General features: G+C 75.3%; 17 protein-coding genes. 12 read left to right on the top strand and 5 right to left on the bottom strand.

Translation table 11 applies throughout. The features are described from left to right. The 3 genes from ABD323_RS26790 to ABD323_RS26780 form a co-directional block, all read left to right on the top strand. Nucleotides 1-508, top strand: a 508-nt coding sequence (locus ABD323_RS26790) for a thiamine pyrophosphate-dependent enzyme (protein WP_344444540.1), incomplete at its 5' end; no start/stop codon positions are given. Continuing rightward, nucleotides 505-1467, top strand: a complete 963-nt coding sequence (locus ABD323_RS26785) for an alpha-ketoacid dehydrogenase subunit beta (RefSeq protein ID WP_344444539.1) — start codon at nt 505-507, stop codon at nt 1465-1467. The genes ABD323_RS26790 and ABD323_RS26785, both read left to right, overlap by 4 nt. 95 nt (nt 1468-1562) lie before the next feature. Continuing rightward, nucleotides 1563-2408, top strand: coding sequence for an endonuclease/exonuclease/phosphatase family protein (locus tag ABD323_RS26780; protein ID WP_344444538.1), 846 nt, complete (start codon nt 1563-1565; stop codon nt 2406-2408). A gap of 45 nt (nt 2409-2453) precedes the next feature. Here ABD323_RS26780 and ABD323_RS26775 read toward each other — a convergent pair whose 3' ends face one another. After that, nucleotides 2454-2831, bottom strand: a complete 378-nt coding sequence (locus ABD323_RS26775) for a DoxX family protein (protein ID WP_344444537.1) — start codon at nt 2829-2831, stop codon at nt 2454-2456. A gap of 222 nt (nt 2832-3053) precedes the next feature. On the opposite strand from ABD323_RS26775, the gene ABD323_RS26770 reads away from it, so the two are divergent. Then, the gene (locus ABD323_RS26770) at nt 3054-3200 is read left to right on the top strand and encodes a hypothetical protein (RefSeq protein WP_344444536.1); all 147 of its coding nucleotides are present in this window, start codon (nt 3054-3056) and stop codon (nt 3198-3200) included. A 109-nt stretch (nt 3201-3309) separates the two neighbouring features. Here ABD323_RS26770 and ABD323_RS26765 read toward each other — a convergent pair whose 3' ends face one another. Further along, a complete protein-coding gene (locus ABD323_RS26765; protein WP_344444535.1) occupies nt 3310-3741 on the bottom strand; it encodes a hypothetical protein in 432 nt (143 codons plus the stop codon). A gap of 317 nt (nt 3742-4058) precedes the next feature. Between ABD323_RS26765 and ABD323_RS26760 the strand changes: the two genes are divergently transcribed. Then, nucleotides 4059-5432, top strand: a complete 1374-nt coding sequence (locus tag ABD323_RS26760) for an acyltransferase (RefSeq protein WP_344444534.1) — start codon at nt 4059-4061, stop codon at nt 5430-5432. A 113-nt stretch (nt 5433-5545) separates the two neighbouring features. Here ABD323_RS26760 and ABD323_RS26755 read toward each other — a convergent pair whose 3' ends face one another. Continuing rightward, the gene (locus tag ABD323_RS26755) at nt 5546-7405 is read right to left on the bottom strand and encodes an endonuclease/exonuclease/phosphatase family protein (protein WP_344444533.1); all 1860 of its coding nucleotides are present in this window, start codon (nt 7403-7405) and stop codon (nt 5546-5548) included. Nucleotides 7406-7737: 332 nt separating this feature from the next. Between ABD323_RS26755 and ABD323_RS26750 the strand changes: the two genes are divergently transcribed. Continuing rightward, complete coding sequence (locus ABD323_RS26750; protein WP_344444532.1) at nt 7738-8199, top strand: DoxX family protein; 462 nt, start codon at nt 7738-7740, stop codon at nt 8197-8199. A gap of 607 nt (nt 8200-8806) precedes the next feature. Continuing rightward, complete coding sequence (locus ABD323_RS26745) at nt 8807-11287, top strand: PP2C family protein-serine/threonine phosphatase (protein WP_344444531.1); 2481 nt, start codon at nt 8807-8809, stop codon at nt 11285-11287. 17 nt (nt 11288-11304) lie between these two features. Here the strand turns inward: ABD323_RS26745 and ABD323_RS26740 are convergent, their stop codons facing one another. Then, a complete protein-coding gene (locus tag ABD323_RS26740) occupies nt 11305-11745 on the bottom strand; it encodes a GNAT family N-acetyltransferase (protein ID WP_344444530.1) in 441 nt (146 codons plus the stop codon). Nucleotides 11746-11856: 111 nt separating this feature from the next. After that, entirely contained in the window at nt 11857-12105 is a 249-nt protein-coding gene (locus ABD323_RS26735) for an SCO4226 family nickel-binding protein (protein ID WP_344444529.1), read from the bottom strand. Between the two features lie 187 nt (nt 12106-12292). Here ABD323_RS26735 and ABD323_RS26730 point away from each other — a divergent pair, with 187 nt between their 5' ends. From ABD323_RS26730 to ABD323_RS26710, 5 genes are all read left to right on the top strand, one after another. Further along, nucleotides 12293-13345 carry an RNA ligase family protein gene (locus ABD323_RS26730; protein WP_344444528.1) on the top strand — a complete coding sequence of 351 codons (1053 nt, stop codon included), beginning with the start codon at nt 12293-12295 and terminating at the stop codon, nt 13343-13345. 197 nt (nt 13346-13542) lie between these two features. Then, a complete protein-coding gene (locus ABD323_RS26725; protein ID WP_344444527.1) occupies nt 13543-14799 on the top strand; it encodes an MFS transporter in 1257 nt (418 codons plus the stop codon). Further along, nucleotides 14796-15950, top strand: a complete 1155-nt coding sequence (locus ABD323_RS26720; RefSeq protein WP_344444525.1) for an aminotransferase class V-fold PLP-dependent enzyme — start codon at nt 14796-14798, stop codon at nt 15948-15950. Before ABD323_RS26725 ends, ABD323_RS26720 begins: the two co-directional genes overlap by 4 nt. A gap of 346 nt (nt 15951-16296) precedes the next feature. Further along, on the top strand, nt 16297-18786 hold the full coding sequence (locus tag ABD323_RS26715) for a hypothetical protein (RefSeq protein ID WP_344444524.1): 2490 nt from the start codon (nt 16297-16299) through the stop codon (nt 18784-18786). A 6-nt stretch (nt 18787-18792) separates the two neighbouring features. Beyond that, on the top strand, nt 18793-20289 hold the full coding sequence (locus tag ABD323_RS26710; protein ID WP_344444522.1) for a leucyl aminopeptidase: 1497 nt from the start codon (nt 18793-18795) through the stop codon (nt 20287-20289). Nucleotides 20290-20314: the final 25 nt, after the last annotated feature.

The following is a 20314-nucleotide window of genomic DNA, read 5'->3' as shown; positions in this document are numbered from 1 at the left end:
CGAGAACAACGGCTACGCGACCACCCTGCCGGCGCACACGGCGGTGGCCGGCAGCGCCACCGGCCTGGCGGCCGCCTTCGGCATCCCGGCGGTCACGGTGGACGGCATGGACGTCGAGGCGGTGCGCGCCGCCACCGCCGAGGCGGTCGGCCGGGCGCGCGCGGGCGGCGGCCCCTCCTTCCTGGAGTGCCTGACCTACCGCTTCGAGGGACACCACACGATGGAACGGCGGATGAAACTCTCCTACCGCAGCGCGGCGGAGCTGGCCGCCTGGCAGGCCCGCGACCCGCTGGAGGCGCTGCGCCCGGGCCTGCCCCGGGCCGCGCAGATCGACGCCGAGGTGGCCGAACAGCTGGCCGCCGCGGCGGAGTTCGCGCTCGCCGGCGAGGTGCCACCGGTCGCGCAGGCGGACCGCTACCTGTACGCCACGGGGCTGCGCCCGCGCCCGGGCTGGGACGCCCAGGCGCCGGTGGTGGCCACGGCGGGCGCGGGGGAGGGGGCGCGGTGAGCCTGGTCTCGTACACCAAGGCGCTCAACCGGGCGCTGGGCGACGCGCTGGCCGCCGACGAGGCGGTCTGCGTCTTCGGCGAGGACGTCGGAGCGGGCCTGGCGGGGATGACCCTGGGTCTGCAGTCCCGCTTCGGGGCGCAGCGGGTGGTGGACACCCCGCTCTCGGAGCAGGCGTTCACCTCGGTGGGCATCGGCGCAGCGCTGGCCGGGCGGCGCCCGGTGATCGAGCTGCAGATCCCCTCGCTGCTGTATCTGGTCTTCGAGCAACTGGCCAACCAGGCCCACAAGTTCTCGCTGATGACCGGCGGCCAGGCGCGGGTGTCGCTGACCGTGGTGGTGCCGGGATCGGGCTCCCGCGCGGGCTGGGCCGGGCAGCACTCCGACCAGCCGTACAGCCTCTTCGCGCACGTCGGCATCAAGACGGTGGTGCCGGCCACGCCCTCGGACGCGTACGGGCTGCTGACCTCGGCGATCGCGGACGACGACCCGGTGGTGCTCTTCGCCCCCGCCGCCGCGCTGGGCGTGCGCGAGGACGTCACCGCCCCGCTCGGCCCGGTCCCGCTCGGCTCGGCCCGCATCCGCCGCCCGGGCCGGGACGTCACGGTGGTCGCCGTCGGCCACCTGGTGCACGACGCGCTGTGGGCGGCGCAGGAGTTGGCCGGCGAGGTGGACGTCGAGGTCCTCGACCCGCGCACCCTGTACCCGTTCGACTTCCCGGCGCTGGCCCGCTCGCTGCGGCGCACCGGACGGCTGGTGGTGCTCGACGACGCCAACCGCAGCTGCGGCTTCGCGGCCGAGGTGCTGGCCAGCGCGGTGGAGGCGGTACCGCTGCTCGCGCCGCCGCGCCGGGTCACCCGCCCGGACGGCACGGTGCTGCCCTTCGCCCTCGACCTGGACCGCGCCCTGCAACCGGGCCGGGACCAACTGCTCGACGCGATCCGGTCGGTGATGGCGTAGAGCCCTCACCGAGCCCCGGCCCCACCGTGAGAGGCTGATCCGCAGGGGCCGCAAGGGGTCCGACGGGGCCGGCCGGTCCGGGGAGGCGAGGGGCGATGGGGACCGAGGAGGGCGAGGCCGTCACGCTGGCCTCGCTGAACGTCTGCTGCGGACTGCGCCACCCGCTGCGCCCGGTGCGGGAGCGGGTCGCCGGGTTCTGCCGCCTCCTGGAGCAGGCACAGCCCGACCTGGTGAACTTCCAGGAGGTCTGGGCGCCGGGGCTGGCCGGGCTGCTGCGGGCGCACCTGCCGTCCCTGCCGTTCGTGGCCGCCCGCCCCGGGCCGCTGGGCCGACCCGCCGGTGGACTGCTCTCGCTCTCCCGGACGCCGGTGCGCGCGGTCCGCTACACCTCCTTCCGCGGCACCCGCCCGCGGGCCGGCGGCCGGGTCTTCCGCGGTGCGCTGGCGGCCGGCGCCTGCCTGCAGGGCGTGCTGACCTTCGAGGTCGCCGGGCGCCGCACCCTGGTCGGCAACGCCCACCTGACCGCCAACCGGGACGGGGACTGGTCGCCGGGCCACCGGCACGAGGCGCTGCAGGCCCAGCAGCTGCGGCGGGTGCAGGAGGCGCTTCGGCGGGCGGCGGGCCCGGGCGTGGACCTGGTGCTCGTCAGCGGTGACTTCAACCTGCCCAGCGCCTCCCCGCTCTACCCGGCCCTGCTGGAGGGCGGCCGGTGGCGGGACCCGTTCGCCGCGGCGGACCTGCCCACCTTCCAGGCCGAGCTGCTGCCCGCCGGTGCGCGCGCCCACCGGGTCGACTACGTCCTGGTGGCCGCGGACCCCGCCCGCTACCCGGTCACCCCGGCCGAGCGGCTGCTCACCGGCCGGGCGCCGACGGCCTCGGGCGCCGCGGGCTTCCTCTCCGACCACCTGGCCCAGGCGGTCACGGTCCGCACCCCGCGCTGAGGCCGCGCAGCACCGGCGAACCGGGCCGGCCGGCCACCGCGCCGCTCAGCTCGGGCGCTCGGCCCGGTGGATCCGCAGCGCCCAGAGGGCCAGCGGCACCTGCAGGGGCAGCCGGGCCAGCGCGAGGGCCCGCAGCGGTGCCGGGCGGTCGCGCCAGTCGTAGGCCATCTGGACGTTCGCGGGGAAGACCGCCGTGAAGAGCCCCGCCGCGGCGAGTGCGCCGGTGCGCCGGGTGCGCGGCACCGCCAGCGCGGCGCCGAACAGGAGCTCGGCCACGCCGCTGGCGTACGTCCAGGTGCGCGCCCGGCCGGGCAGCACCCGGGGCACGATGGCGTCGAACTGCGCGGGCCGTGCGAAGTGGGCGACGCCGGCGCCCAGCAGGAGGCCGCTCAGCAGTCGGACCGAACGCTTGGACGCCGCCATGGTCACTCCGGTGGGGTCGAGGGGAGTCCGCCGCTGCGGCGGACCGTTGTTACCGGACAGTAGCGGCCGGTCCGCCCGAACGGAAGGCCGAGTCTCAACCCCCTTGACCCGCAGGAGTATTGGGGTTCTGTCACAGTCCCCCGGTAGCCCTTCCCGGTCCGCCGGGACGGCGCGCACAGTGAAGGGGCGGCCACCTGACCGCACGGCGAGAGGAGCACCACCATGTCCGAGCCCGAGGACCCGTACATCCGCGAACTCCGCGAGGAGGTCGAGGCGCAGGCGCAGCAGGAGCGGACCGCGAACTGGGCGGACGCGGCCAAGAACGTCATCTCGCTGGCGGCCGACGCCGTCCGCCACCACCACGGCTGACGGTTCTCCCGCGGCGCCCGGTGCGGCACGGCCGGGCCGTGCCGCACCCCACGGGCCCCGAGCAGCACCGTTCCGGCGCCCGATCACGGCTCCGGCCGCCGCCGCGCGGTCAGGACCGCGGTCGGGCGCCGTGGTGCGTGTGGGCGCTGTGCTCGCCGGTCTCCGGGTCGGGGAAGGAGACCTGCAGGCTCAGCTGGTACTCCCACAGGTCCTCCCGGTGCCCCGGGATCCGGGCCCAGGTGGTCGCGTGGATCTCGGCCTGCCGGGCCTGCCGGCACCACCGGGCGGCCTGTTCCAGCGCGTCGGCCGCGCTGCTTCCCGTGCAGACGACCGCCGCGTAGGCCGCGATGGTGACGTCGGCCCGGGGGCCGCCGGAGGGGGGCATGGCACGGACCGCGCCGGCCGCGCCACCCAGGTCCCGGGTGAGGTCGGCGGCGATGCGCGGGGGGGCCGGGAGCACCGGCGTGTCCTCGGAGGCGCAGGGCAGTGGTCCCGACGCCGAAGGCGTGGGCAGCGGCCCGAACTCGGTCTGCACAGTCACATGCGCCAGGATGCCCGCCACCTCGCTCTGGCATGGCCATTTTCGTCGAGATTCCACTCGTAGGGGATGCGGTCTTGACGGCACGCGCGCAAGCCCTCTCGCGCTTCCGTGCGCGGCGCGCACGCCTGCGGTCACGGCGGGCGCGCGGGGGACTGGATCACCGGCCGCGGCTGCCCTATCGTTCGAAGGGCCCCGACGGGATACGAGCGATCGCCCGTCTCCCCGACCGGGGCCGGCTCCCCGCCCCTGCCCTGCACCGGTGCCCCGCACCGGTGTTCTCTCGTGCTGGTCTTCTCGGATCCCTGGGGTGTGGCGTGTTGAGCGAAGCAGATGGAACCCTCTCGGCGGCGGGCGTGCGTGCGGTCCGTACGGTGCGGGCCGGCACCGCCTCGGGCCAGGTGGTGCGCTGCGACCTGTCGGACGTGATGCTCGCCGACCTCCCGGTCTCGGTGGTCTTCTTCTACCCGCACGCGCTGGACGAGGAGCGGCTGCTGGACGGGCTGGCCCGCGCGCTGGCCCGGGTGCCGCTCTTCGCGGGCCGACTGCGCACGGTGGAGGGGGAGTTGCAGATCGTCTGTGACGACGCCGGGGTCCCGGTCACGCTGGCGGACGCCACCGAGACGCTGGCCGGCGCGATGGGCCGGATGACCCTGACCGCCTCCGGCTTCGTGGACCACGTCCAGGCCGCCGCGGCCCGTACCGGCGACCTGCCGCTCTTCACCGTGCGGTTGAGCCGGCTGACGGACGGCGGCACGGCGCTGGGCTGCTCCTGGCACCACGCGGTCGGCGACGTGCAGACCTTCGCGCTCTTCATGCGCGGCTGGTCGGCCGAGGTGGAGGGAACCGAGGCGCCCGGGGTCCACCTGGTGGCGGACCGCGAGGCCTTCCTGGAGGCGGCGTTGCCCGCGAGCGACTCGGGCCGACCGGGCTTCCGGCTGCCGGAGCCGGCGGAGGCCGCGCTGCTGGCCCAGGAGGTGGCCTCGGCAGGACGGGCCAACCGCACCGTACAGGTCTACTTCGACGCCCCCGAACTCGACCGGATGCGCGAGCACTTCAGCGCGGTGGCCGGGCGCTGGCTCTCCTCGAACGACGCGCTCTGCGCGCATGTCCTCGGCGCGATCCGGCAGTTGGACGACCCCGCGGACGCCGAGGAGCGCGAGCTGACCGTGCCGGTGAACGTGCGCGGCTTCCTCGGCCTGCCGGCCGGCGCGCTCGGCAACCTGCTCGGCGAGATCCAGCTCCCCTGCCCGCCCGGGCAGGGACCCGAGCACCTCGCGGTCCGGTTGCGGGAGGCGATCGAGACCTTCCCGCAGTCACAGTTGAGCCTGCGCAGCAGCCGGGCGTTCCTGGCCCGGGTGGGGCGCGACCGGCTGCGCGAGTGCGTGCCGCTGGGGTTCAACCCGGCGCGCAAGACCTTCACCTTCTCCAACTGGAGCCGGTTCGGGGTCTACGACGTCGCCTTCGAGGGGCACCGCCCGGTCGCCTTCAGTCCGGCCAACATCGTCCAACTCCCCTGGGTTTCCTGGCTGGTGGAGGGGTTCGACGGCCGCGGCCGGCTTTTCACGGTGGTGCTGCCGGCCCGGCTGGCGGGCCGGCTGCGGACCCCGGCCGGGCAGGCGGCACTGCACCCCTTCCGCGAGCCGCAGGACGTCCTGCCGGCGCTGGCGGGCGAGTTGCGCAAGCTGGCCTGAGGCGCGGGGCCGCCGGCGCGCCGATCAGGCCCGCCGGCACACGCGCGGGCGCGCCGCGCTCGCCGGATGCGAGGAGCATCCGGGAGCGCTGCGCGCCTTCGCCGGCGCTCGGATCACGGGCGGATGCGGACCACCTGCGGGTCGTGGTCGCTGGACTGCACCGCGAACTCGCTGTTGATGTGCACCACGTCGTACTTGGCGCTGCCCACCTCGGGGCTGACCAGGATGTGGTCCAGCACCTGCGAGTTGCCCTGGTAGACGTAGGAGTACTGCTCGGTCTCGGGGAGCTCGTTCACCAGGTCGCGCAGCACGCCGTCCTTGGTCAGCGTGGCGAGCGCGGGCGAGAACTGGTAGTCGTTGAAGTCGCCGAGCGAGACCACCTGGGCCTGCGGGTCGGCGGCCAGCAGCTTGGCGACGAACGCCTGCTCCACGGTGGCCTGCTGGACGCGCTGCACCTCGGAGCTGCGGGTCGGCGCCTGGAAGCGGCTGTCGATGCCCTGGTCGCCGAGCTTGGCGTCGAAGTGGTTGGCGATGACGAAGAGCGTCTTGCCGCGGAAGCTGAACTGGCCCACCAGCGGCTTGCGGCTGGCGTTCCAGGCCGGGTTGGTCGGGTCGATCCGGCCGGGGGAGGCGGTCAGCGCGGTGGCCTCACCGGTGCCGGTGACGTCCACGGCGGTGGTCGAGTCGCCGCCGGGTATGTCGGTGAAGGAGATCCGCTGCGGGTTGAAGAGGAAGACCTGGCGGATGTTGCCGCCGGGCTGACCGCCGTCCTTGCCGTCCACCGGGTTGATGGAGCGCCAGTCGTAGGTCGGGCCGCCGGCCGCCTTGATCGCCGCGATGAACTTGGCGACGGTGGCGCTCGCGTCCACCACGCCGTTGTTGGTGGCGCCGCTGTTGTCCTGGATCTCCTCCAGGGTGACCACGTCGGGCGAGCGCAGGTTGGTGACCACGCCCTGCGCCAGGCCCGCGTACTTGCTGTCGGGGTCGGTGGGGGCGAGGTTCTCCACGTTGTACGTGGCGATGGTGGCCTCGCGGTCGCTCGCCTGCGGGGTGACCTCGCGCTGCAGGTGGTTGTCCTGGAGGGCGCCCAGCTGGGTGGCGACCAGGGTGTAGCCGCCGTACTGGTTGTAGTCCAGCGGGCCGACCGTGGCGCCGGTCAGCTCGTCGCCCACGTTGGCCTTGGGGAAGGCCTGCTGGGCCAGCGGGATCAGCGACTGGATCTGCACCCGGCCCGAGTTGGGCTCGCGGTAGTCCTCGTAGAGGGCCCCGCCGCGCTTGCTCTTCTGGTCGCCCTTGTCGGCCTCCACCCACAGCTCGCTGTAGGCGTCGGTGGGACCCACCACCCGGGTGTTGTCCACCTCGACCCGCATGCCCTCGAGCGACTCGTAGAAGTCGAGCGCGTACTTCTCCGGCTGCAGGGTCAGCGCGTCGATCGAGCCGGTGGTGGTCGGCGGGGCGTAGTGGCCGGGCACGTTGCGGCCGCTGATCACCACGGCGGCGGGCAGCGCGTTGCCCGAGGAGAGCACCGTGACGGCGGGCTTGGAGAGCTCGGTGACCGACTGCGAGCCGCCGGCGAAGTCGGGGTAGTACTCGCTCACCTTGGCGCTGACCAGCACCGAGTCACCCACCGCGACGGTGGGGGTGGAGCCGGTGTAGACGAAGACGCCCTCGCTGGTGGCCGGGTCCGCGTCCGGGTTGGGGTCCTGGAACCAGAAGCCCTTGGACGAGCCGTAGGTCCGCACGCCGATGACGATCCCGGGCACGCCCTCGACGCTCTGGCCGGCCAGCGGGGAGACCCGGGTGGTGCCCTGGATGTCGTGGATCCGGACGGTGCCGGGAGCGGTGGGGCCGGCGACCGCGGCGAAGGCGGCCGGCAGCGGGGCGAGCACCAGCGAGGCGGCGACGGCGCTGGGCAGGACGGCGGCGCGCAGCAGCGAACGGCGGGAGCGGCGCGGGGAGGGAGTGTGGGGCACCGGGACGAGGCTCCTTGAAGAGGGTTCGGCGAAGAGCTCGAGTTACCCGCGTAGACGTGGCCCACGACGGACTCGGCTGGCTGAGGATACGCGCGTAGAAAATGACAGGACAAGGGCGCGTCCGTGAACATCTGATCCGCCGTCGACTCCGCGGCCGCGCGCCGGCCCGGGCCGCACCGCCCTGGTGAGGCTGCCCGAACTTCTTGCAACTGCGCTGAACCCTGCCCGCGTTGACCGCGTACTCCCAGCGTGCGACGGTGCCCGGGCGGTCTTGGAGGCTGCCCGCGCACGGTCGCACGGATTCTTCCTCGTCATCAGTCAAGGAGCGAGTCATGACCCTGAAGTTCAACGAGATCGCCGCGCTGATCAGACCGCATGTCCTGGGCCTGCTGCGGATCGTCACCGCACTGCTCTTCTGCTGCCACGGCGCCTCCGCGCTGTTCGGGGTACTGGTCACCGGGCACGGCGGCAAGACCGTGCCGGTGGGGCAGTGGCCGGGCTGGTGGGCGGCCGTCATCCAGTTGGTGGGCGGCGCCTTCGTCCTGCTGGGGCTGGGCACCCGGATCGCGGCACTGCTCTGCTCGGGCTCGATGGCGTACGCCTACTTCACCGTCCACCAGCAGCACGCGCTCTGGCCGATCCAGAACGGCGGCGAGCTCTCGGTGCTGTTCTGCTGGGTCTTCCTGGCGATCGCGGTGGCCGGCCCCGGCAGCCTCGCCCTGGGCTCCCTGTTCCGACCAGCCGCCGTGGCGGCCGAGGTGGCCGACCGGCCGCTGGTGATGAGTGGCAAGTAGTCCGCGCCGCACGGGCGGTGGGTGACACGCTCGGTCCGGCGGCGGGTCGGTCGACGGGCGGATCGGGGCGGAGTTCAGCCCGGTTCGCCGTCGATCGATCTGACTGCCCGTCAGATGGTGTGTCCCCCAACGGAGTTGTGATGACGGGGGAAGTTCCACCGGCTCTTTCGGGCCGGTTCTCGCGGTGACCGGCCGGCTGTCGGAGCAGGACGTCCGGCGGCCGGCCGGTGCTGTCCGCCCGGTGCTCGGTGCTCGGTGCTCGGTGCCCGGGCAGGCCGGCCGACCACCGGCCTGCCGTGTACCGGGCCCCGGGCCGGGTACGCGGCACGCCGTCGGGTGCGGCGGCCCGCCCCGGACGCCCGTCGACCGCGTCCCGCGCGCCGCCGAACCGGCCCCGGCGGGCGTTCGAGGACGCCCCCGACCGGCCGCACTCTGTTTGACACCTCTGCGCGGTGGGGCGTACAGAGAAAGAATGCGTCCGGGTGTGCCGGTGGGCGAGCCCGGCCCGAATGCGGCCGGTGGTGCCGGGGCAGCGCGCGACGGTCGTGTCTGCCCGGGAGTTTCGGCCGTCCTGCAGCGCGTCGTCGCCCCGGAGCTGTGCCGGGCCGTGGAGGGCGCGAACGGTCACGGCGGCCTGGTGTACCTGACCTCGGCCGACGGCCGCTCCCTGGTGCTGAGCGTGGTGGCCGGGCTGCCCCCGGGGGTGCTGGGCCCCTTCCGGCGGGTGGCGGTCTCCGGGCCCCTGCAGGCGGCGCTGGCGTACCGCAGCGGCCGGACGGTCTTCGTCCCCGGGACCGAGGAGCGGATGCGCCGCTTCCCGCAGGACGCCATCGGCCTGCCGTACGAGTTCGCCTCCGCCAGCCTGCCGATCACCGGCCCGGGCAGCGCGACCGGCTCGGGCGGCCCGAGCGTCCCCGCCACCGGCCTCCTGACCGGCCCCGGCCCGGCCCACACCCCGGCCGCCGGCGGCCCGGCGGGGGTGCTCTCGGTGCTCTGGCCCAGCCTCGACCAGGAGCTCCCGCCGGCCACCCGGCGCTACCTGCGCGCCGCGGCCAACCGCCTCTCGGCCGCGCTGGCGGAACTGCCCGAGGACGCCGCCTCCGCGGTCGACGGCGACGGCGGCCCGGTGACGGTGGACCTGGGCACCGGGGAGTGCGCGCCGGTGCGCGTCGAGCTCTTCGACTGGTGGCCCCCCAGCGGCCGGCTCGACGGCGACCGGCGCCTCTTCTCGCTGCTGGACCTCGCCCCGGGCGAGGGCGGTGGCCGCGTCGGGCTGCTCGACGCGTTCTTCGACGCCGCCGACCGGGTCGCGCTGCGCGCCGGCCAGGCCGTGGTCCGCTCGGTGCGGATCGGGGACCGCGGCGGCGTGGGCGGGCGCAGCGTGGAGGTGCACGCCCGGGGTGGCGCCGACGGGGTGCGGGTGGTGGGCGCCGTGGTGGACGCCACCGGCGCCCGCGCGGCCGGGACGGCGGCCGAACGCCTGCGCGAGGGCGTCTTCGCCCTCGACGGGGTGGGCCGGGTGCAGTACGCGAACCGCAGCGCCGAGCTGCTGCTGGGGACCGGGCGCGAGCAGTTGCTCGGGCACCGGCCGTGGGAGGAACTGCCCTGGCTGGGCGAGCCTGCCTACGAGCACAGCTACCGCGCCGCCGTCTTCTCGCGCAGCCCCACCGCCTTCCTGGCCTGCCGGCCGCCCGACCACTGGCTCGCCTTCGCGCTCTACCCGGGCGCCCGGGGCATCACCGGGCGGGTCACCGCCGCCGCCTCGCCCGGCGAACACCAGGCCGCGCTGCGGGAGGCGCCGCCGGCCGTGGCGGCCGGCTCGGGAACGACCTACCACCTGCTGCAGCTGGCCGGCGCGCTGGCCGAGGCGGCGAGCGTGCGCGACGTGTGCGACGCGGTCAGCGAGCAGATCCTGCCGGCCTTCGGCGGCCAGGAGGTGGCGCTCTACCAGGTGCAGGCGGGCCGGATGTTCCTGGTCGCCCAGCGCGGGTACCCCGAGGGCTTCCTGGACCCGTTCGAGGCCACCCCGGTGCGTGCGCGCCTGCCCGGGGCCGAGACGCTGAGCACCGGGGCGCCGATCTTCTTCGAGTCCGCGGGCGAGCTGACCGCCGCCTACCCCGGGATCGCCCGCGACGAGATGGGCGCCTGGGCCTTCCTGCCGCTGATCGCCTCCGGCCACCCGGTGGGCAGCTGCATCCTCGGCTTCGACCACCCGCGCCCCTTCACCAGCGAGGAGCGCGCGGTGCTGACCGCGCTGGCCGGGTTCATCGCCCAGGCGCTGGAGCGGGCCCGGCTGTACGACGCGGAGTTCGAGGTCGCCCGCGGCCTGCAGCAGGCGCTGCTGCCGCACCGACTGCCCGAGATCGCCGGGCTGGCGATCGTGGCGCGCTACCTGCCCGGCACCCAGGGGATGGAGATCGGCGGCGACTGGTACGACGTGGTCACCACCGCCGAGGGGCTCTGCCTGGTGATCGGGGACGTCGAGGGCCACAACGTCAGTGCCGCGGCGCTTATGGGACAGCTGCGCTCGGCGGTGCGCGCCTTCGTGAGCGTCGGTGGCCCGCTCGGCCAGGTGATGGCGAGCACCAACCGGCTGCTGGCCGACCTCGATCCGGGACTGCTGGCCAGCTGCCTGCTGCTGCGCTTCGACCCGAGCGGGCGGCGGGTGGAGGGGGTGCGGGCCGGGCACCTGCCCCCGTTGCTGCGCCGGCCGGACGGGCGCACCGAACTGCTGAACCTGGAGGGCGGTCCGCTGCTCGGCGTCGACCCGGACGCCCGGTACCCGGTCAGCGCGGTGGAGTTGCCGGTCGGCGGCGTGCTGGCGCTCTACACCGACGGCCTGGTGGAGGAGCCCGGGGCCTCGCTGGACGCGGGGATCGACCGGCTGCGCAGCACGCTCGCGCACAGCGCCTTCACGGCGGCCGCCGAGAGCGCCGCCGCCGCTGCGGGCACCGCGGGGGAGAGCGCGGCCCGCGCCTCGGTGACCCGGGCGCTGGAGGCGATGGCGGACCGGGTGATCGCCCCCGCCCACCTCTCGCCGCACCGCGCCGACGACGTGGCGCTGCTGCTGGCGGCCCGCCGGCACTGACCGGACGGGCCCCGGGGTCAGCCGAGTCGCAGGGTGAGGTAGGGGATGGTGTCGCCCGGCAGCAACTCGCTGGAGACCTCGGTGAACCCGTGCCGCTGCGCGAACCGCACCCCGTCCACGTTGGAGGCCAGCACGATCGTCTCGACCGCGCCGGCACCCAGCTCGCGCGCCACCGCCAGGCCGCGCTCGTAGATCGCCGCGCCGAAGCCCCGGCCCCGGTGGGCGGGCAGCACCCGCGCGATCACGGTCGCCACCGCCTGCGCGCCGGCGGGCGGTCGCACCGTCGAGCAGCCGACCAGGACGTCGCCGAGGTAGGCGACCTCCAGCCGGTTGATCCCGCTGCGCTCGCGCACCTCGTCGAGCGAGAGCGGATCGGTGGGGATGATCAGGTTGTGGACGTGCCGCCAGTCCCGGACCAGGACCTCGCCGGTCACCGGTTCGATGCGAAGATCGTTCATCGCCGTAGCAAACCGCGCGTGACCCTGGACGTCAACCGGGTATCGGCCCAGGTCCCGGGACCGGGACCGGGGCCGGGGCCGGGAGGACGGTCCCGGTCCCGGCGATCCGCCTCAGACGGACAACGGCACCGGGTGGATCTCGTCCGCCTTGTGCCCGGCGCGTTCGTGGACGCGCTGGATGGCGTCCGCGGACGGGGCCTCGGACAGGCAGTAGACCGTGCCGGACGCCGGATCGGCCCAGGCCTGCTTGAACTGCACGTTCTCGGACGCCTCGATGTCGAGGTCGGCCTGGTGGGCCGCGGCCAGCTGGTCCGCCGTGATCCCGGTCATCCCGTGGTGGACGTCCATAAAGGTGGCCATCGTTTTCACACCTCCGTCGGCTGGGCCCGGTCCGGGCCGGTGCCCGGCCGCGCCTCCTCCAGGATGGCCCGGTCGGCGAGCCGGCGCCAACGCCCACCCGGCCCGCCCGACCCGGGCTGCCGGCCGGTCCCCGGGCGGGCCCCAATACCGGTTGCCCGCGGCCGGGTTCGGCGCCGATGATCCTCGGGTGTCCGATGCGCCCGGTGAACCCGCAGCCCAGTCCGCGTTGCTGCCCTACCCCAAGATCCCCGCGCGCGGGCAGCTCGCCGTGCCCGGTGCGCGCGAGTGGGTCGCGGCGGAGAAGGTGCACGGGGCGCACTTCGCGGTGGTCTGCGACGCGAGCGGGGTCCGCCCGGCCAAGCGGCGCGTCCTGCTGGCGGACGACGCGCTGGACGGCTTCTTCGGCGTGAGCCGGATCTGGCCGGAACTGGCGGTGGCCGCGGCCCGGTTCGCCGCCGCGCTGCGCGCGTCCCACGGCGCCGGCGGGGAGGTGACGATCTACGGCGAGCTGGCCGGCGGCTGCTACCCGCACCCGGCGGTCCCCGCCGCGGCCGGCGTCGAACCCGTGCAGACGGGCGTCTGGTACGCGCCCGGGCTGCTCTGGCTGCCCTTCGACGCCGCCGTCACCACCGCCACCGGCCGGTGCTGGCTCGCGGACCGCACGGTGCGTGAACTCGCGGCCGCCGCCGGGCTGCTGTGCGCGCCCCTGCTCGGCCGTGGACCGCTCCACCGGCTCCAGGAGCTGCCCGCCGCCTTCCCCACCCGGGTCCCCGCCCTGCTCGCCCTGCCGGAGCTGGCGGACAACCTCGCCGAGGGCTACGTCCTCAAGCCGGCCGGCGCGTGGTCGGAGCCGGAGAGCGCCGCGGCACCCGGGCGTCCGGTGGCCAAGGTCAAGCAGCGGGCCTTCGCCGAGGACGAGCGCTTCGCCGGAGCGCGGCCCTACCTGCCGCCACCGCAGGGCGCGGCCGGGGTGCCGGCCTGGCTCCTGGTGCAGTCCGCCGCGCTGCTCACCCCCTCCCGCGCGGCCGCCGCGGTGAGCAAGCTGGGACCGCGCACCGCCGTCGAGCAGGTGGCGGCGGAGCTGACCGGCGACGTCCTGACGGAGCTCGCCGACGCCCTGGGCGGCCTATCGGACGAGGTGCTCGACGCCCTCGCGCTGGCGCTGCGGCCGGGCGCGCTGACCCTGGCGGAGTTCGACGCCGCCGACCGCCGGTCACCTCGGCGCCCACGCGGTACCTGACCCGCCCGACCGCCGTAACCCGCCCGCCCGACCACCGCGACCCGCCCGCTCGTCCCACCCGCCCCGGCTGACCCCACGTCAGTCCACCCGTCACTCGGCTGTACGGACGCACCGTCAGACCCCTTGTCCCGGACGGGCCGGCACGAGAGCATGGCGCCCGTCGGTACGCAGAGTGCGGCGGGAGCGGCGGCGATGGGGTGGTTCAGACGGGCAACGACAGCGCCGAGGGCTCCGCGACGCGGCGGGACCTGGCCGTCTTCCTCACGGCCAAGACCATCTCGGACATCGGCTACGCGCTGGACTTCGTCTGCCTGACCGTCTTCGTCTGGGCCCGCACCGGTTCGACCCTGCGCACCGGCCTGGTCAGCGTGGCGCTCTACACCGGGGCGATCGTCGGCGGCCGGCTCGGCCACCGCTACGGGGACCGCTGGGACCGGCTGCGGGTGATGGTCGGCGCCGACCTGCTGCGCCTGCTGCTGCTGGCGACCCTCGCCGTCCTCCCGCAGCGCGTGCAGACCTGGTGGCTCTACCCCGCCGTGCTGCTGGTGGGCCTGGGCCGCTCGGTCTTCGAGGGCACCCTGGGCGCCGCCACCCCGGTGCTGGCCGGCCCGCGCACCGGCGCGGTGAACAGCGCGCTGGCGGGCCTCAAGGGCGTCGCCTTCATGGTGGGCATGGCGCTGGCGACCGTGCTGGTCCCCTGGGTCGGCTTCCGCGGCGTCTTCGCCCTGGACGCCGCGAGCTACGGGCTGTCGGCCCTGGTGCTGCTCACCCTGCGGCTGCGGCTGCGCGAGCCCGACGGCGCGGGCGGCCCCGGCACCGACCGCTCGGGGGGCTGGCCGGCGCTGGTCGCCGCCGCGCTGGTGCCGCTGGTGGTGCTGCGCGGCCTGGACGCCTTCGGCAGCTCCTCGCAGAACGTCGGTCTGCCGATCCTGGGCAGCCGGCTGCACCCCGCCGACCCGACCCTGGTCTCCGGCGCGGTCTGGTCCTGCTGGGCGGTGGGCCTGCTGCTGGCCGGATTCGTGCTGCGCCCGCTGGCCAAGCGGATCATCGACCGGGGCCCGCGGGTGGTCTACTGCCTGGCCACCATCGTCATGTCGGTCGGCTTCATCGGCGTGTTCTGGACCTCGGGCTGGTGGGGCCGGCTCTCCTTCGCGGTGCTGGCCGGACTGGGGGACGCGCTGAGCGAGATCACCTTCAAACAGTCCCTGCAGAGCCTGCCCGACCAGCGGCGCGGGCGGGTCTTCGGGCTCTCCCAGATCGTGGTCAACGCCGGGTTCATGGGCGGCCTGCTGGCCACCAGCGCGCTGCTGCGCCCGGACGGGCTGGCGCGCTGGGTCCTGCTGCTGCACGGGGTGCCGCTGCTGGTGGCGGCCGCGATGACGGTGCCGGCGGTCCGTGCGGTGCGCGCGGCCCGCACGGCGCCGGCGGACGAAGGGGCCGAGGTGGGCGCATGACGGCCGCCGACGACTCTCCGCCCGGGGCCGCCGAGCCGCCCGAGCCCGCCTACTTCGACCACGCCGGCTTCGGCCGGCTGCGCCCGGTCGCGGTCGACGCCATGCGGGCCGGACTGCAGGACGTCCTGCCGCACGGCAGCGCCCGGATCGGGCCGCTCTTCGCCGCCCGCGCCGAGGCCCGCCGCTCGGCGGCCCGGCTGCTGGCCTGCACCCCGCAGGAGGTGGCCTTCGTCCCCAACACCTCCACCGGCGTGCACCTGGTGGCGGACGGCCTGCGCTGGCGGCCGGGCGACCAGGTGGTCCTCTTCGACCGTGACTTTCCGGCCAACATCCGCCCCTGGCAACGGCTCGAACGCCAGGGCGTCACCCTCTCCTGGGTGCCGATGCGCCACGGCGGTTACCAGCCGGCCGACATCGCCGCGGCGATCACCCCGGCCACCCGGCTGGTCGCGGTCAGCCACGTCAACTTCGCCACCGGTTTCCGCTGCGACCTGGACCTGGTCTGCGCGCTGGCGGCCGAGGTCGGCGCGCTGGTGAGCGTGGACGCGGTGCAGAGCCTGGGGGTGCTGCCGCTGTCGACCGCCGACACCCCGGTGGACTTCCTGGCGGCCGGCGCGCACAAGTGGCTCGGCGGACCACCCGGCACCGGGATCTTCTACTGCCGGGCCGAGCGGCTGGAACTCCTGCACTCGACGCCCACCGGCTGGTTCGGGTTCGAGGGCGCGGCGGAGGTCTCCAAGGGACCCGGCTGGCTGCGCTACGACCTGCCCGAACGGGCGAGCGCCGCCCGGGTCGAGGGCGGCATGTACGACGTGCTGGGGATGGCGGGACTGGCGGCCGTGCTGGCCGAGCTGGAATCGGTCGGAAGTACCGCCGTGGCGGCCCGCGCGCTGGCGCTGGCCGGGCGGATCAGGACGGCCGCCGTCGAACTCGGTTTCACCTCGGCAATTCCTGGGGAGAGCGATCCGTGCTCGCCCGTCGTCAGCTTTTCGAAGGGCCCGGCGGACCTGGTCCGAATGGTCGACGAATTGGCCGCCGGCGGTATCTCGGTATCCATCCCCGACGGAATGCTGCGGATCTCCCCGCATTACTGGACCACGGACCGCGAAGTGGATCTTCTGCTGGCCGCGCTGGCCGGTTACAAGCCTTGACGGGCCTGGCCGGTGGCCCTAGCTTGTGTCCACCTGCCCGGCTTCCGGAATTCGGTCGCAGGGCCCTCGGTAACCCTCAGTGAAAGGAGTTGCGATATGGCTTACGAGTCGTGGGAGTCGCTCGCGGACGAGGTCGAGATCAGCACCGGCGCAGCCGACTGCTGGACCTGTCTGATCGACGACGCGGCCTGATCCAGGCCGGTCGGTTCAATTCGGATACGGATGCGCCCGGCGGCCCCTGCGGCCGGCGGGCGCATTTCGGCCGACGGCGTGCCGGGAATGTCGGGAACATCAAGAGGGGAATGCCGCGGTGGAACGCTGGGAGCGCAGTCACGGAATCGTCGGCGTGAACGCGCCCAGCTGGCTGACCTTCGAGGTGCACCGGCCCTACTTCGACGGCGCCCAGGCGCCGACGACCGTCCTCCAGGCCCGCGCCGTGCCGGTGGCCGCGCACCGCTTCGAGCAGCGCCGCCCCGACGCGCTGCGCTTCGGCATGACGATGCCGGCCAGCTACCGCCAACTGCTGGTCGAGGAGTCCCGGCTGACCGCCTACCGCGTCGCCGACCCCACCGAGCTGCCCGACGAGCTGGCCTCGCCGTCCTGGCGACGGCTGGCCCAGGCGTACCGCGAGCGCGCGGACCTCGACCCGGTGGACCGCACCGGCCTGGCGCACTGGCTGGTCGCCGCCTGCCTGCACCGCGCGGTGCTGGAGGTGGCGCCCACCGACCTGGACGAGGCGCACTGCCGCGACCGGGTGCGAGCCGGCCTGCAGGTGGCCCGCGCGGTCGCGCTGTTCGCCGCCGAGGGCCTCTCGGAGCGCACGGTCGCGGCGTACCGCCCCCTGGTGGAGCAGCCGGCGCCCACCGTCACGCACGTGCTGGCGGTGGCCGGCTGGGGCTACCTGCTGGCCCGGCACGCCGGCGACGACGCGGCCATCGGGCTGCACCTGGGCCGGGCGCGGGAGTTGCTCGCGGCGGTGGCCGACGAGCTGAGCCCCTTCGAGCACGGCGTCCTGACCGCACGCCTGGCCCTGCGCGAGGTGATGTACGCCGAACGGCAGCGGGACTTCGCCGGCGCGGCGGCGCTGCTGCGGGCCACCGCGGCCCAGGTCGCGGACCTGGCGGCGCCGCCCGACGACCCGGACGACGCGGCGGTCCTGCTGGAGACCCGCCGGCGTCTGGTCGACCGGCGCCTGGAGATCGCGGTGCGCCTGGAGGACGAGGCGGGGGAGCGGGAGGCGCTGGCCGAGGGCGTGGCGCTGGACCCGTGGTGCGTGAAGATCCGGATGCAGGCCGCGCAGGTGCACGAGCGCCGCGGTGAGCACGAGCAGGCGCTGGCCGGCTACCTGCACGCCGCCCGGCTCGGCCCGTTCGGCACGGCCTTCGCCCTGCTGCGCGGCGCCCACTGTGCCCGGGCCACCGGGCAGCGCGAGTTCGCCCGGGTGCTAACCGAGCGGGCCTTCCGCGCCGCGCCGCGCTCCGGCCTCACCCGCGACAGCCTGCTGACCGCCTGCCAGGAGGACGGTGACGAGCCGCTGGCGGCGGTGGTGCGGCGGGCCGCCCGGCGCGATCCGCAGCGTCCCCACGCGACCAACTGGCACTACCAGATGTACGCCTCGTACTTCAACCTCGGCGCCTCCCGGTCGCCCGGCCTCTACGCCCAGCTGCCCACGCTGGCCTACGAGTTCGCCGAAGCCGGCGCGCGGCCCGAGGTGAACTGGCAGCGGCTGATGCCACCGGCCTTCCGGCGCAACCTGATCCGCGAGTCCGGGCTCGCCGAGTTCGCGGTGAGCCACCCGGCCGAGCTGCCGGCCGCGTTGCGCACCCCCGCCTGGGAGCAGCTCTGCGCCTGGGTGGCCGACTTCGCCGGCGCCGACGTCGAGCACCAGCACCGGGTCGCGGTGGTGCTCTACCGGCTCGGCTTCACCCGCCTGGTGCTGGAGCTGCTCCCGCGGGTGCCCGCCGATCGGCTCACCGGCGCGGCCGAACTGCGCCTGCAGCACTGGCTGGACACGGTGCGCTACGTGGACTCGGTGGGCCGCGTGGTGGCCGCCCCGACCAACTCCTTCGCGATCGCGGAGCACCCGGCCTGCCCGGTCCGGCTGCGCTTCACCATCGCGGTCTTCGCGGTGGTCTTCCACGCCCGCGAGACCCGCTCGCTGGAGGAGGCCGACGGCTGGCGCAAGGTCGCCGAGGAGTGCCTGGCCGAGCTGCTGGCCGACCCGCGGTACACGCCGTTCGAGAAGATGATGATGGAGAGCCGGCACTTCCGCAGCGTCAGCTACGTGCCGTTCCTGCGGCGCGACCGCGCCCTGCTGGCCGCCGACATGACCCGGGCGGAGGAGCTGGCCCGGGCGGTGCCGGCCGAGGGCGCCTACCAGGACTTCCTCAAGCGGGAGAACCTGCGGGCCTGCCTGGAGAGCCGCTCCAAGGAGGCGTACGCCTTCGGCGAGGACGAGGCCGGGCACCGGCTGGTGACCGAGGCGCTGGCCATCGACCCGTACGAGCCCAAGACGCACATCGAGGTGGCGGAGAGCCTGCTCAAGCGGGACCGCCCCGGCGAGGCCGCCGCGAGCTACCTGCGCACCGCCCGGCTGGGCCCGGTCTCCACCGCGCTGGGCTACGCGGCGGCCGCCGACTGCTTCGCCCGGGCCGGACAGCCGGTGCTCGCCGAGGACTGCTACCTCCAGGCGCTGCGGCTGGACCCGCACGCGATCTCGGTGGCCCGCGGCTGGGCGGCCCTGGGCGCGGGCGGCGCGATGGGCGAGCTGGCCGAGGGGTACCTGGCGGACCTGGAGGCGTGGGGAGCGGCCCGACGCGCCGCCCGGGCCCACTGAACGGGGTTGAGCACCGGTGAACGCGAGGAGCGCGCGAGCGCGGCGAACGGGGTGGACGCGATGAGCACGACGCCCGATGCGGGCCCGCCGCGGGTCGAGTGGCGGCTGCGGCCCAAGGTCGACCCCGAGGTGGACGCGGTGGTGCTGGCGGAGCGGGCCGTCGAGCGGCCCACCGCCTGGTCGCCCGGGTTCCTGGCCGGCGCCGGCTTCCACGGCGCGCTCGGCCAGGTGCTGCACCTGCCGGGCGCCCCCGGCGAGCCGGCCACCGTCCTGCTGGGCACCGGCGAGCAGGCGCAGCCGGACCGCGGCGCGGTGCGCACCGCCGCCGCCGAACTGGCCCGCGCGGTCAGCGGCTACCGGCGGCTCGCGGTCCAGCCGCCCGGGCCCGAACTCGCCGCCCTGGTGGAGGGGTTCCTGCTCGGCGGCTACCGCTTCACCCGCTACCGCAGCGCCGAGCCGGTCCCGGTGACCCAGTTGGTCGACGTGATCGCGCCGGACCGGGCGGACACCCGGGCCGCGCTGCTGGCCGGCCGGCGGCTGGGGGAGGCGGTGTCGCTGGCCCGCGACCTGGTCAACGAGCCCGGCCAGGCGCTCACCCCGCGGCGGTTCGCCGAGCCGGCCGCCGAGTTCGCCGCGGCGGCCGGCCTGAGCTGCGAGGTCTGGGGCACCGAGCGGATCCGCCAGGAGCGGCTCGGCGGGCTGCTGGGGGTGGCGCGCGGCTCGCTGGAGCCGCCGCGGCTGGTGCGGCTGGGCTACCGCCGGGCGGGGGCGCAGCGCCGGATCGCGCTGGTCGGCAAGGGCGTCACCTTCGACGCCGGCGGCCTGTCGCTCAAGCCCACCGCGCAGATGGTCGACATGAAGGCCGACATGGCGGGAGCCGCGGCCGTGCTCGCCGCCATGACGGTGCTGGGCGAACTGGACTGCCCGGTCGCGGTGGACGCCTGGCTGCCGCTGACCGAGAACATGCCCAACGCCGACCCCACCCGGATCGGCGACGTGCTGCGGATGCGCGACGGCACCACGGTCGAGGTCCGCAACGCCGACGCCGAGGGCCGGCTGATCCTGGCCGACGCGCTGCTGCTGGCCGGTGAGAGCCGTCCGGACGCGATCGTCGACGTGGCCACCCTGACGGACGCGGCCGCGGTGGCCCTGGGGCCGCGGATCGCCGCGCTGATGGGCACCGACGGCGGGCTGCTGGAGCGGCTGCGGGCGGCGGGGGAGCGGGCCGGCGAGCCCAACTGGCCGCTGCCGCTGCCCGACTCCTACCGGCCCAGGCTGCGCTCACGGATCGCCGACCTGGTCAACTACACGACCGGGGTGCGGCACGGCACGGCGCTGCTGGCCGGCCTGTTCCTGCGCGAGTTCGTGCCGCCGGACGTCCCCTGGGCGCACCTGGACATCCAGGGCACCGCGCTCTGCGACGGGCCGGACGGCGAGTGGGTGGCCGGCGCGAGCGGCTTCGGGGTCCGCACGCTGGTGGAACTGCTCTTCGCCGGCGGGTAGCCCGGGACGTCCCCGGGACGGAGAT

The organism is Kitasatospora nipponensis (assembly GCF_039528135.1).
GTDB classification, from domain to species: domain Bacteria; phylum Actinomycetota; class Actinomycetes; order Streptomycetales; family Streptomycetaceae; genus Kitasatospora; species Kitasatospora nipponensis.
This window is presented reverse-complemented; position numbering and strand designations above follow the sequence as displayed.